12 protein-coding genes and 1 pseudogene are annotated in these 13,080 nt (G+C 26.4%); 8 read left to right on the forward strand and 5 right to left on the reverse strand.

The features are described 5' to 3' along the window. The first annotated feature begins 303 nt into the window (after positions 1–303). Complete coding sequence (locus ACTCCZ_RS02245; protein WP_079577631.1) at positions 304–954, forward strand: LysE family translocator; 651 nt, start codon at positions 304–306, stop codon at positions 952–954. Between the two features lie 119 nt (positions 955–1,073). Here ACTCCZ_RS02245 and pyk read toward each other — a convergent pair whose 3' ends face one another. Next, positions 1,074–2,522: a pyruvate kinase gene (gene pyk / locus ACTCCZ_RS02250; protein ID WP_079577632.1), complete on the reverse strand. Its 1,449-nt coding sequence runs from the start codon at positions 2,520–2,522 to the stop codon at positions 1,074–1,076. A 122-nt stretch (positions 2,523–2,644) separates the two neighbouring features. On the opposite strand from pyk, the gene ACTCCZ_RS02255 reads away from it, so the two are divergent. Then, entirely contained in the window at positions 2,645–3,643 is a 999-nt protein-coding gene (locus ACTCCZ_RS02255) for an SAM-dependent methyltransferase (RefSeq protein WP_079577633.1), read from the forward strand. Between the two features lie 3 nt (positions 3,644–3,646). Here ACTCCZ_RS02255 and ACTCCZ_RS02260 read toward each other — a convergent pair whose 3' ends face one another. Together ACTCCZ_RS02260 and ACTCCZ_RS02265 are read right to left on the reverse strand one after the other, a co-directional pair. Beyond that, positions 3,647–4,018: a DUF779 domain-containing protein gene (locus tag ACTCCZ_RS02260; protein ID WP_079577634.1), complete on the reverse strand. Its 372-nt coding sequence runs from the start codon at positions 4,016–4,018 to the stop codon at positions 3,647–3,649. A gap of 48 nt (positions 4,019–4,066) precedes the next feature. Further along, the gene (locus ACTCCZ_RS02265; protein WP_079577635.1) at positions 4,067–5,563 is read right to left on the reverse strand and encodes an aldehyde dehydrogenase family protein; all 1,497 of its coding nucleotides are present in this window, start codon (positions 5,561–5,563) and stop codon (positions 4,067–4,069) included. A gap of 172 nt (positions 5,564–5,735) precedes the next feature. Between ACTCCZ_RS02265 and ACTCCZ_RS02270 the strand changes: the two genes are divergently transcribed. From ACTCCZ_RS02270 to ACTCCZ_RS02285, 4 genes are all read left to right on the forward strand, one after another. Then, positions 5,736–7,649 (forward strand): FIST N-terminal domain-containing protein, encoded by a 1,914-nt coding sequence (locus tag ACTCCZ_RS02270; protein ID WP_079577636.1) that lies wholly within the window; start codon positions 5,736–5,738, stop codon positions 7,647–7,649. Continuing rightward, a complete protein-coding gene (locus ACTCCZ_RS02275) occupies positions 7,630–8,289 on the forward strand; it encodes a response regulator transcription factor (protein WP_079577637.1) in 660 nt (219 codons plus the stop codon). Before ACTCCZ_RS02270 ends, ACTCCZ_RS02275 begins: the two co-directional genes overlap by 20 nt. An 80-nt stretch (positions 8,290–8,369) precedes the next feature. Next, positions 8,370–8,570, forward strand: a complete 201-nt coding sequence (gene thiS / locus ACTCCZ_RS02280; protein ID WP_079577638.1) for a sulfur carrier protein ThiS — start codon at positions 8,370–8,372, stop codon at positions 8,568–8,570. An 11-nt stretch (positions 8,571–8,581) separates the two neighbouring features. Continuing rightward, positions 8,582–8,914 carry a YraN family protein gene (locus tag ACTCCZ_RS02285; protein ID WP_079577724.1) on the forward strand — a complete coding sequence of 111 codons (333 nt, stop codon included), beginning with the start codon at positions 8,582–8,584 and terminating at the stop codon, positions 8,912–8,914. A gap of 30 nt (positions 8,915–8,944) precedes the next feature. On the opposite strand, the pseudogene ACTCCZ_RS02290 reads toward ACTCCZ_RS02285, so the two are convergent. After that, positions 8,945–9,700 (reverse strand): annotated as a pseudogene (locus ACTCCZ_RS02290) (methyl-accepting chemotaxis protein); the annotation flags it as partial. Between the two features lie 363 nt (positions 9,701–10,063). Beyond that, on the reverse strand, positions 10,064–11,380 hold the full coding sequence (locus tag ACTCCZ_RS02295) for a cache domain-containing protein (protein WP_079577640.1): 1,317 nt from the start codon (positions 11,378–11,380) through the stop codon (positions 10,064–10,066). 371 nt (positions 11,381–11,751) lie between these two features. Between ACTCCZ_RS02295 and ACTCCZ_RS02300 the strand changes: the two genes are divergently transcribed. Next, positions 11,752–12,843 (forward strand): aminotransferase class I/II-fold pyridoxal phosphate-dependent enzyme, encoded by a 1,092-nt coding sequence (locus ACTCCZ_RS02300; RefSeq protein WP_079577641.1) that lies wholly within the window; start codon positions 11,752–11,754, stop codon positions 12,841–12,843. Beyond that, positions 12,840–13,079: a hypothetical protein gene (locus tag ACTCCZ_RS02305; protein WP_079577642.1), complete on the forward strand. Its 240-nt coding sequence runs from the start codon at positions 12,840–12,842 to the stop codon at positions 13,077–13,079. The genes ACTCCZ_RS02300 and ACTCCZ_RS02305 overlap by 4 nt, the downstream gene beginning before the upstream one ends. Position 13,080: the final 1 nt, after the last annotated feature.

Consider the following 13,080-nt stretch of genomic DNA (forward strand, 5'->3'; position numbering starts at 1 on the left):
AAAGCAGTAAAATGATTAAAAGTTAAAAAGATCTGGTTGAGAAGTTCGGTAGTCTTACAAATTCACTAGTTTATGATGGTTGAATTTGCAAGTGGCTCATATGAATGGAGAATTAAATGCAACAAATAAAATTTTTGAGTATAAAAATAAATTTTATAAAGGTGCAGAATTTAAAATAATATTAAAAAAGAACAGTTAAAAAATTGTTCACAAGTTTTTAGAACTTTCAAAGAATTTATTTAGAAATAGTGTTAAAACTAAAATATGATAAAATTACAAAATTAATATTTAAGGATTTATTAAATGCCATCAATAGAAATACTTCTTACTTTTACTTTAGCTACATTGATTATGCATATTTCACCAGGACCATCAAATTTATATGTAATGGCCAGATCAATTTCACAAGGAGTATCTGGAGGAATTGCTGCTGCAATTGGCTTAGCTGTAGGAGGTCTTTTTCATGTTCTTGCAACAGTACTAGGCTTAGCGACAATTTTCAAACACTCACCTACTTTATATACTGCTGTAAAACTTTTGGGTGCTGTTTATTTGATTTATTTAGGTATAAAATATTTTAGAACAAACTCTAGTGATGAAGATATAAAAGTAAAAAAATCAAAGTATAAACCTCTTTCAAGAATTTTTTATGAAAGTGTTTTAATAGAAATTACAAATCCTAAAACTGCACTATTTTTTATCGCATTTTTACCTCAGTTTGTAAATCCTGAAATTGGTTCTGTATCATTTCAATTATTTATTTTTGGAATTATAGTTGTTGTTTCTGCAATTCCTATTGATACTTCAGTTGCTATTTTCTCTAGTAAAGTTGCTTCTTTAATCAATAAAAGTAAAAAAGCACAAGTTATTCAAGAAAGAGTTTCAGGCTCAATTTTATTTGGTTTGGGTTCATTTATAGGCTTAAAAGAAATAAAAAATATTTTATTAAGATAAATTAAGTAGTTCATTCTCTTTTATTAATTTTTATTTTTTTGTATTTATATAAAGATTTTGATTTAAAACCTACCTTTATTAAAATATAATTCAAGGTAGGTTAAAAAGTAGAGTTTAAATTATAATTTTTTACTTGGTAAACTTAAATAATATTTAATTTCACTTTGTGTTAAAATTTTAATCGTATTTGTGCTTCCTGGTGTTCCTACTGGATATCCTACAGTTGCAACATAAGGTCCTGTTTTGTCAAGTAAACCTTTTTCATCAAGTGTCTTAAGCATTTTTTGAAACATTTTAGAAGCTTGAGACTCTTTAATTGTACCAATTGGATAAATACCCCATACAGCAGTTAATGAACTTAATATTCTTTTTTTATGTGCAAAAGTATAAATTTTAGTTTTTGGTCTATATCTTGACATTCTAATAGCAGATTGTCCTGAGCTTGTTAATGCTAAAATACCTTTTGCATTTATATCATCAGCTAACTTTGTAACAGTTGCTTGTATAACATCAAACTCATCAATATAATGCATTTTTGATTGTTTATCAAAAGCATAAATCTCTTCTGTTTTAGAAATAATATTTTTCATTGTTTTTACAACATTTATTGGGTCTTCTCCAACTGCACTCTCTTCACTTAACATAACAACATCAGTTCCATCTAAAACTGCATTTGCCACATCAGAAATTTCTGCTCTTGTTGCTCTTTCATTTTGTGTCATTGATAAAAGCATTTGTGTTGCAGTAATTACTGGTTTACAAGCAAGATTTGCTTTATGAATAAGATTTTTTTGAATTGTAGGTACTTCATAATAAGGAACTTCAATACCTAAATCTCCCCTTGCAACCATAAGTCCATCACTTGCTTCTAAGATTTCATCAATATTTTCAACAGCATCAAATTTTTCAATTTTTGCAATTAATTTTCCTTTATAATTTCCAAGAAGTTTTCTAGCATTTTCCATATCATTTTTATTTTGTACAAATGAAATAGCAAAATAATCAACTTTATTTTCTACTCCCCATTTTATATCTTCTTCATCTTTTTTCGTAATTACATCAATATCAATTACAGTATTAGGGAAGTTCACACCTTTTCTTGAACTTAAAACTCCATGATTTTCTACTTTAGCTTTTATCTCAATTCCTGTTTCAATAACTTTAGCTCTAATAGTTCCATCATATAAGTAAATATATTCACCCTCTTTTACTTTATCAAGTAATTCTGGATAATTTATAGATACAACATAACTTTTATTACTCTCTTTATATCCTAAGATATCTTCTTTTAGAAAAGTTATTATATCTCCACGATGAAGTTCAAAAGGTTCTTTTATATCTCCAATTCTTACTTTTGGTCCAGAAATATCTTGTAATATACCTACTGTTTTATCTAAATTTTTCATAGCTGTTTTTATATTTTTCAATGTTTGTAAGTGATACTTGTGATCACCATGTGAAAAGTTTAATCTAAACATATTAGCACCAGCTTTCATAAGCCCTTCAATTATCTCAACGCTATCACTTGCTGGCCCTAAAGTTGCTAAAATTTTAGTTCTTTTTATCATGGGCTTCTCCTTTAATAATTTGTTTTCTTTGTAGCATTATACCTAAAATCTATTACATTGAAGTAACACTTTAATTAATGATAATAAAAACAATCTAACATAGTTTTAGATAAAATCTTAAAATGAAAAAATTCAATGATTATATGAACTCATGGCTTTATGAAAAAAATGGTTATTATGCAAAATACAAACAAATAGGAAAGCAAGGAGATTTCTTTACTTCTGTATCTACAAGTAGCTTTTTTGGTGGAGCAATAGCAAATAAAATAGTATCTTTAATAAAAGAAAAAAAATTAGACAAAAGTACATCAATTGTAGAGATTGGAGCGCATCATGGATATTTACTTGCTGATATAATACAGTTTATATATACTCTTGATTCAAAGCTTTTAAAAACTCTAAATTTTATAATTGTTGAAAGATTTGAGTCTTTACAAAAGATACAAAAAGAGTATTTGCAAGACTGTTTTGGTGATGAAATAAACTTAAGCTTTTATCAAAGTATTGAGGAAGTAAGATTAAAAGAAGCATTTATTGTTGCAAATGAGATTTTTGATGCTTTTGCTTGTGACTTAGTATATACAAAAAATAATACTTTGCAACAAGCTTTTATAAAAAAAGATAAGATTATATTTGAAACGTGTACAGATGAAAAGATATTAAGCCATTGTAAAAGATATAATATACAAAAAGGCGAAGTCTGTTTAGAATATAAAACTTTTGTAGCTTCAATTATGAAAAATATAGATGATTTTTATTTTCTAACTTTTGATTATGGAGATAAACTTGTAAGAAATGACTTTTCTTGTAGAGTATATAAAAACCACAAAGTTTTTCCTATCTTTGAGCAAGATTTAAATTTAAAATCCTTATATAAAAATAGCGATATAACATATGATGTTCATTTTAACTATTTAAGTGATTTATTTAGTAGTTGTGAAAATGTTGATTTTAATACACAAGCAAATAGATTAATTGATTTTGATATTACAAAACTTTTAGAGATTTTAAAGCAGCATGTTTCAAATGAGACTTATTTAAAAGAAGTTCAAAAGGTTAAGTTACTAATTGAACCAACAGGTATGGGAGATAGATTTAAGTCTTTATTTATAAAAAAATAAAGACTATTTAGCATCTTCTAAATTTCTATATTCTTCATCTGTAAAAATTCTTGATATGGTTAAAAACTGATAACCTAAATCTATTTCTAAAGAAAAAGAGTTACCAAAAGCTGTCTCTTTTTTCACATCAATAGTTATATGTGAATGTTTAAAGTATTCAAACTGATCTTTATCTATAAAAAATTCACACCCACAAATTTCACCAAGTTTTACATTTCTACTTGGAACATAAAAATCATCTTTTGCATAACACATAGGTGCTGTTCCATCACAACATCCACCACTTTGATTAAATACAAGTTCTCCATGCTCTTTTTTAAGTTTTTCAATAATCTCACAAGCTTCAGGAGTTACATCAACTCTTTTTACTTCCATGATCTCTCCTTTATTTCATAGGGATAAAGCCCCTATGAATAATATCTATTAAAAGAATCCCATTGCGTTTTTGCTATAAGAAGTTAAGATATTTTTTGTATGTCTATATGAATTTAACATCATCATATGTGTTTCTCTACCAATACCTGATTTTTTATATCCACCAAATGAAGCATGTGATGGATACATATGATAACAATTTACCCAAACTCTACCAGCTTGAATTCCTCTACTTGCTTTATGTAATTGGTGCGCATCTCTTGACCAAACACCTGACCCCAATCCATAAACTGTATCATTTGCAATCTCTAAAGCTTCCTCTTCATCTTTAAATGTAGTTACAGCTAATACAGGTCCAAAAATCTCTTCTTGGAAGATTCTCATTTTATTGTGACCTTTAAAGATTGTTGGTTTAATATAGTTTCCATTAGGGAATGTTTTACTACTATACTCTTCACCACCAATTAATAACTCTGCACCCTCTTCTTTACCAATTTTAATATACTCTAAAATTTTCTCTTTTTGAGAAACAGAAGCTTGTGCACCCATCATATTATTTGGATCTAATGGATTATCTTGAGTGATTTTTTCTACTCTTTCAAGAACTCTTTTCATAAATGGTTCATAAATTGATTCTTGAATTAATGCCCTTGATGGACAAGTACAAACTTCACCACTATTAAATGCAAATAAAACTAAACCTTCAATTGCTTTATCAAAAAATTCATCATCTGCATCCATGATTGATTCAAAGAAAATATTTGGTGATTTTCCACCTAATTCCAATGTTGAAGGAATAATATTTTCAGTTGCGTATTGCATAATTAATTGACCAGTTGTAGTTTCACCAGTAAAGCCAACTTTTTTAACATCTGGATGAGTAGAAAGAGCTTTTCCAATTTTTCCACCTGCACCATTTATAATATTAATTGCACCTTTTGGTAATACATCTTGAATTACTTCCATAAGTAATAAAATTGACATTGGTGTAGCACTTGCTGGCTTCATTACAATACAATTTCCAGCAGCTAATGCAGGTGCTAATTTCCACGCTGCCATTAATAATGGGAAATTCCATGGAATAATTTGTGCAACAACTCCATATGGTTCAGTAATCTCTTGAGATACAGTATCTTGGTCTAAATCAGATACACTTCCAGATTCACCTCTAATAACAGAAGCAAAATATCTAAAGTGATCAACTACTAAAGGAAGATCTGCATTTAATGTTTCTCTAACTGTTTTACCATTATCTAAAGTTTCTGCAACAGCAAGTCTTTCTAAATTTGCTTCAATTGCATCTGCAACTTTATTTAACATTGTACTTTTTTCTATAACTGAAGTATTTTTATAAGTTTCAAAAGCTTTTTTTGCAGCACTTACAGCAAGCTCAACATCCTCTTCATTTGATCTAGGAATTCTTGTAAGTACTTCTCCATCTACAGGTGAAGTATTATCAAAATATTCCCCACTTTTTGGAGCAACCCACTCTCCACCAATAAAATTTTCATATTGTTCTTTAAATGTTGGTTTTGAATATGCCATATTTGTCCTTTAAATTTTTTTGTAAAGGAAATTCTACAAGAAAAGTATAGCATGAGTTTAGCTTTAAAATAGCAAGAAAATAGCGTTCTATAAATGCCTATTTAAAGGCTCTTTGGCAATGTCTTTTAAAAAGATTTATTAAAAACTTTTATTTTTATGCTAAAATCTATCTATGAAAACATATAATTTTAGTATTGATAATCAAAATATAAACAATATAATCAACTTTTCAAAATTTAAAATATATGAAAATATTTTAGTACAAATATTTTGTGGAGACTCCAAACTTCAATATTACACAAATGAAATTTTAAAAAACCTACCAAATGCAAAATGTATTGGTGCAACAACAGATGGTGAAATCATTGAAAACAAAGTTACAACAAACAACACTATCATAAGCATTTCAATATTTGAAGATACATCTATTAAAACCAATTACAGCACAATAAAAGACTCTTTTAAAAATGGTCAAGATTTAGCAAGAAAACTAATATCAGAAGATACAAAACTTCTTATTACTTTCACAGATGGAACAATTACAAATGCAGAAGAGTTTTTAAAAGGAATTGAATCTATAAATAACAAAGTTATTATTTGTGGTGGAATGGCAGGAGATAATAGTGAATTTATTCAAACATATATCTCTTGTAATGAAAAAATATTTAAAAGAGGATCTGTTGCAGTTGCTTTAAATTCAAAAATATTAAAAGTATATAATGATTATAGGTTTAACTGGTCAACAATTGGAGTTGGACATACTATTGATAAAGTAAAAGATAATAGAGTTTATAGTATCTCAGGTATGAAACCAACAGATTTTTATGCAAAGTATTTAGGGCATGAAGTTGCAAAAGAGCTTCCAAGTACAGGTATTGAGTTTCCATTAATTATTGAGAATGGCTCACTAAAAACTGCAAGAGCAGTTTTGAAAAAACACGAAGATAAAAGTCTTAGTTTTTCTGGAAATTTCAAAGAAGGTGATATTGTAAAACTAGGTTTTGGAAATGCAGAGATGATTATGCAAAACCCAATAAATGAGTTAAAAAATCTACTTGAAGAGTTTAAACCAGAAAGCTTTTTTTTATACTCATGCATGGCAAGAAGAAGATTTATGCCAAACTTTATAAATGTAGAGATTGAACCTTTTTCAAATATAACTTCAACAAGTGGATTTTTTACATATGCAGAATTTTTTCACAATAAAGGGCATAATGAACTTTTAAATCAAACCCTTACTATCATTGCATTAAGTGAAAATATCAATAATGAAAAAATAAAAATTAAAGAGACTGATAATAAAAGTGATACTAAATATGCAAGAACAATAAAAGCACTTGCACATTTAATAGAACAATCTTCACAAGATTATGATGTACAAACAAAGAAATTACATAAACAAAAAGCATATTCAAATAGACTCTTAGCATCACAAAGACAATTTTTAAGGCATGCAATACATGAAACAAATACTCCTTTATCAGTAATTATGGGGAATATTGAGCTTTATGAGATGATTAATGGTAAAAATGAATATATTTCAAATATCGAAGTTGCCATGAAAAACATCTCTTCTATTTATGATGATCTTAGTTTTTTAATAAAAAAAGACCAATTAGTGTATAATAAAATTCAAATTGATTTAGTTGATTATATTAGAAGCAGAATTGATTTCTTTTCACAAGTTGCACTGCAAGTGAAGTCCAATTTTATTTTAAATACAAATCAAGAAACAATGCCAATATTTTTTAGTGAATCAAAACTACAAAGAATTATTGATAACAACCTAACAAATGCAATTAAATATACTTATGAAAATGAAAATATCTATATTGATTTAAAAAATGAAGACAATAATTATATATTAAGTATATCAAGCCACTCTTGTGTGATTCAAGATCCTAAAAAAATTTTTGAAGAGTATTATAGAGAAGAAAAAACTAAAAAAGGTTTGGGTTTAGGTTTAAACTTAGTAAAAAAAGTTTGTCAAGAAGAGAATATTCAAATTGATGTTATCTCAGATAAAAACAATACTTGTTTTACATATACATTTAAAGGAGAAGCTAGTGAAAATCTTACTACTTGAAGATGACATTATGCTTAATAATGCGATTAAACAATATTTAGAATCAGTAGGTCATGCAATAGTTTCTACAAGAGATGGGCGAGAGTGTCTTGAAATAGTAGAGAAAAAAAAGTTTGATTTACTTATTTTAGATATAAATGTTCCAAATATTGATGGACTTACTATTCTTGAAGTACTACATGAAAAGAAAAAAGCAGTTCCAACTATTTATATATCTGCTTTAATAGATATTGAAGATATATCAAAAGCTTTTAATATAGGATGCAATGACTATTTAAAAAAACCTTTTCATCTAAAAGAGTTGCATCTAAGAATTAATAGACTTTTACAAAATAAAGTTATTCCCTTACAACATAAAAGATTATCTAATTACTATAGTTTTGATTTAGAAACAATGACTTTATATTTTAACAATGAACCCCATATTTTACCTAAAAGGCAGCTTTTAATAATCGCTTTATTAGCAAAAAATAGAAGTTTAGTCGTAAATTATGATATGTTTAGAACATATGCATATGAAGATGAAGATATAGATATAGGTACAATTAGAGCAGAAGTAAACAGAGTAAAAAAAGTTCTAAAAGAAGATTTTATTATAAATGTAAGAGGTGTTGGATATATGGTAGAAAGACCAAATTAGAAAACTATTTAGCATTTTTTTTTGATTAACAATAAAGATTAATTAGCTAAAATTTTATTTAAATTATCAAAAGGTTTAAAATGACACTTATAATTAATGGAGAAAAAAAAGAGTTTGAAGAAAATATTACTCTAATTGAAATAATGAAATCTTTACAAGTTGAAGATAAAGTTATGGCAGCTGCTGTTAATATGGAAATTGTAAAAAAAGATCAATGGAATAGTTATACTTTAAATAATCAAGACAAATTAGAGTTACTTCAATTTGTTGGTGGTGGATGATAGGCAAAACTTTGAGTAAAAATAAAGGAAATCTAGCTGAAAACAAAGCTTGTGAATTTTTAATTTCACAAAATTTTAAAATAATTGAAAAAAATTTTTATGCTAAAAAACTTGGTGAAATTGATATTATTGCAAAAAAGAATAGTATATACCATTTTTGTGAAGTAAAATCAGCAAATGATTATGAAACTGCTGTTAATAATATAAGTAAAAGTAAAATTTCCAAACTTACAAGAAGTATTGATTATTATTTACAAATTAAAAATCTAAACACTGCTTATACTTTAGATGCAATTATTGTTGTTGATGAAGAAATTACACATTTGGAAAATATTACTTTTTAAGTATAAAGCAAAGCTTTATACTTTTAATTTTTAACTACCATTTTTACCCTTAAACTCTTTTTCATTTGTTTCTTCTACAATTTTTCTAGCAACCCCATCCGTTTCCATAGCAATCTCTTGTGTTTGTGTTGCTATTGAAGCATTTTTTTGTGTTTGCTGATCAAGCATTGTTACAGCATCATTTATTTGCTCAATTCCACTTTTTTGCTCTTTTGAAGCAGCATTAACTTCATTAATTAAGATAATAGTTTCATTAATATTTTCATTTAATGACTTATATCCCTCAATCATTTTTGTTGCAATATTTTTATCTTCATTTGCTTTAAGTGCTGCACTTTCAACTATATTTTTAATCTCCATTGCAGCTTCAGCACTTCTATTTGCAAGATTTCGCACTTCTGCTGCTACTACTGCAAAACCTTTTCCAGCTTCGCCTGCTGTTGCTGCTTCCACTGCTGCATTTAAACTTAAGATATTTGTTTGAAATGCTATTTGATCAATTACTGTAATTGCTTGAGCGATTGATTGTGTTTGCTCATTTATCTCATCCATTGATTTAGTTGTTTCAAAAGCCATTACTTCACCTGCATTTACAGAAGTAGTTAACATTTTTGCATTGTCATCCATTTTTTGAACACTATTTGAATTATTAATTACTGTACTTGTAATCTCTTCTAATGCGGCTGCTGTTTCTTCCAAACTTGCAGCTGCTTCATTTGCGCTTGTACTTAAAGTATCTACATTTGATAATAGTAAATTAGAACTATTTTTTAAACTTTCTCCACTACTTTTATTTTCTACAAGCATAGAAGTTATTGAATCTCCTAAATTATTTATTCCCTCAATTAATTGTGCCAGTTCACCCTTTAACTCTTTTTTATCAACACTATTTAAATAGTTATGGTTTGAGTATTCGCCTAACACACTTAGAATATTTTCAAAATTTCCTTCTAAATTATCAAGCATACTATTTATAAGATCTTTCAACTCATTTAGACCTTGATTATTTGAATTAAGATTTATTCTACTTGTTAATACACCTGAGTTTACAATATTTATTACACTACTTGCATCACTAATTAATGCTTTTTCTTCTTCTAATCCTACTTTTACTTTTTCAATATTATTATTTATCTCTTTTGCCATCATTCAAATTTCATCATTTGATAAGATTTTCAATTTTTCAATATCATCAGATTCTTTATTTAAATATTTAAAAAAGCCCAAAAATGATACTTGAAAATTTTTAAGAGGTTTTACTATTATTTTATTAATAAAAAATAGTATAACAGCTGATACTAAAATAATTATTACAATAGATATAATAGTAATTAAATTTCTTAGATTATATGCTGGTGCTAAAGCTTCTGATTTATCAATTTCTGCTATAACTGCCCATGATGTAGTTGAAAAAATATCAATTTTGCTAGCTATACTTAAAACTTCAATACCTCGATAATCTTTAATAATATTTTTAAATGTACTATCATCATCCATACTATTTAAAGCATCTTTAGTTGATGTTGTTTTTATTTCCCAAACACCAATTGTAGAATTTAATTCTTGTACTATTTTATCATCAATTGATTTTATAAATCTTGAGTTATTTCTCATTTTATAATCACTACCAACTAAATAAATCTCTCCACTTTCACCTAAACCTGCATCTTCATACTTTCCTTCTAAAGCCATTATTGAATTAATTCTATCAACTGGCATTTGAAAAACAAGTACTCCTTTTTTCTCATTATTTATATATATAGGCGTTGCAATAAAAGAAGCTGCCAAATTATAACTTGGTTCATAAGGAGCAAAATCTTCAAAAGCTAATTCATTTTTATTTAAATTTAGTGCCTTTTTGTATACTTTTGCAATTCCTGTATTATTGTATACTCCTATTTTTAAGTTTGTTGCAAAATCTTTTTCTTTAAAATCTGTATAAATTAGATTTCCATTTAAATCCACCATAAAAATATCATATAAACCAAATTCTGTTAAAAACTTATCAAAACTTTCATGATATTTTTTATGTGCACTCATATAAGAAGAATCATATTTACTATTGTAAACCAAAGAGTTCTTTTCACCCAAACTCTCTTTATTGTCTGTTATAAAGATATACTGAGCAATTAAAGCACTATTTAATGTAGGTAAATAGTTTTCAATTGGTTTTTTAAATTGTGAGTTTGGGACATCATAATTTACAGAATTTAGATAGTTTTTAGTAAAATCTTTTTTTAATTGATTTTTAACTTCATTAATATCTAAAGTTGTCTCTTCTTCTAATTTATAAAAACCACTTTCAAACTCTGTAAAAGATTTTTTTGTAGTTTCAGAATTAGCAAGAGAGATTAAAAGGGATTTTAAAGATATAAAATAATCAGAAACTTCTTTTTTCTTAGCAGTTTTTAAAGCTTTTAATTTATTAAATTCTGCATTTAATAAAGCATTAGTTGATTTATTCACAGATATAACTGTAATTAATGTACCTAAAAAATCAGTGCACTTACTATTGCAATTGTAAGTTTTGTTTTTAAATTTATATTTTTAAACATTTTCAATCCTTTCTTTTATTGAAAAATTATACTATCTAATGGTAATAAAAAGGTATTATTTTTAATTAAACAATAATTTATGCTCTTTTTTTTACAATAAATAGATTTTTTTAAGAAAGTTATTAATTTAACACTATTTAGATTATAAAAAAAAGTGTTAATTTATATAAGATAATTAAATAAATTATTATAATCTTGCACTATAATAAACAGTAGCACATGAAAATTTTAAGTGAAATTTAGATATTTTTAAATATAATACTAAAACTTTTAGGAGATGCCTTGTACTCTAAAGAACTTAAATCTATTAAAAAATCTAATCGTTTTAGAACAAGAGAGATTTTTGATGAAAGTCTAATTGATTTAGCTTCAAATGACTATTTAGGTCTTACTACAAATAAACTACTTTTTCAAAAAGCTTATGAAAGAGTTTTAGAAGAAAACTACACAGCACCAAAAGCTTCTTTATTAGTAAATGGCTACAATAAAATTCATAAAGAGTTTGAAACCCTACTTTGCAAAGCAAATAAGTTTGAAAGTGCAATTACTGTTGGTTCTGGTTTTTTAGCTAATATTTCACTTATTGAAGCACTAGTTAGAAAAAAAGATAGACTTTTTATAGATGAACAATATCATGCAAGTGGAATACTTGCAACTAAACTTTTAAATAAAAACCAAGTAATAACTTTTAAACACAACGATATAGACGACTTAAAACAAAAATTCAAAGAGTTTTCAAACTCCAGAAATATTATAGCAATTGAAGGTGTTTACTCTATGCAAGGAGATTTAGCACCAAAAGAGATTTTTGATTTTGCTGATGAAGTAAAAGCTTTACTTATTGTAGATGAGGCTCATTCAAGTGGAGTAATAGGAGAAAATTTACTAGGTATTTTTGATTATTATAAAATTCAGCCAAAAGAAAATCATATAAAAATGGGAACTCTTGGAAAAGCTTATGGAAGTTATGGTGCTTATATTTTAGGAAGTTTTCATATAATTGAGTATTTACAAAATAGAGCAAAAGCCATTATTTACACAACAGCTTCCTCACTATTTGATATTAGCTTAGCTTTACAATCTTTAAAATATATTTTAAATAATAAAGTAAATTTAAAATCTTCTATAAAAGCAAGACTTAATATTGTAAAAGATGTATTAAATATAAACTCAAATAGTTTAATTATTCCAATTGACATAGGTGATAATAAAAAAGTTTTAGAAATTCAAGAAGAGCTTAAAAAACATGGTTTCTTAGTTGGTGCGATTCGCCAACCTACAGTAAAAAGTGCAATTATTAGACTTATTGCAAAAATTGATATTAATGAGAAAAATTTAAAGTTTGTATGTAACTTTTTAAAGGAGAATAGATGAAAAAAATAGTTTTACTTTGTTTTATCACACTTTTCACTTATGCTAAAGACAATATAATACAACCTAAAAAATGTGAGATTGTAAAGCTTTCAAATTTTACAACTTTAGTTTCTTGTCATAAACTTGATTATATAGTTCAAACTAAACAAGCAAGAAGAGATGATGAAGATAATATGGAACAAATAACTGTTTTAACAAAACAAGACAGCAAAATTATAATAAAAAAAAGAGACTAAA

The organism is Malaciobacter sp. (assembly GCF_055140965.1).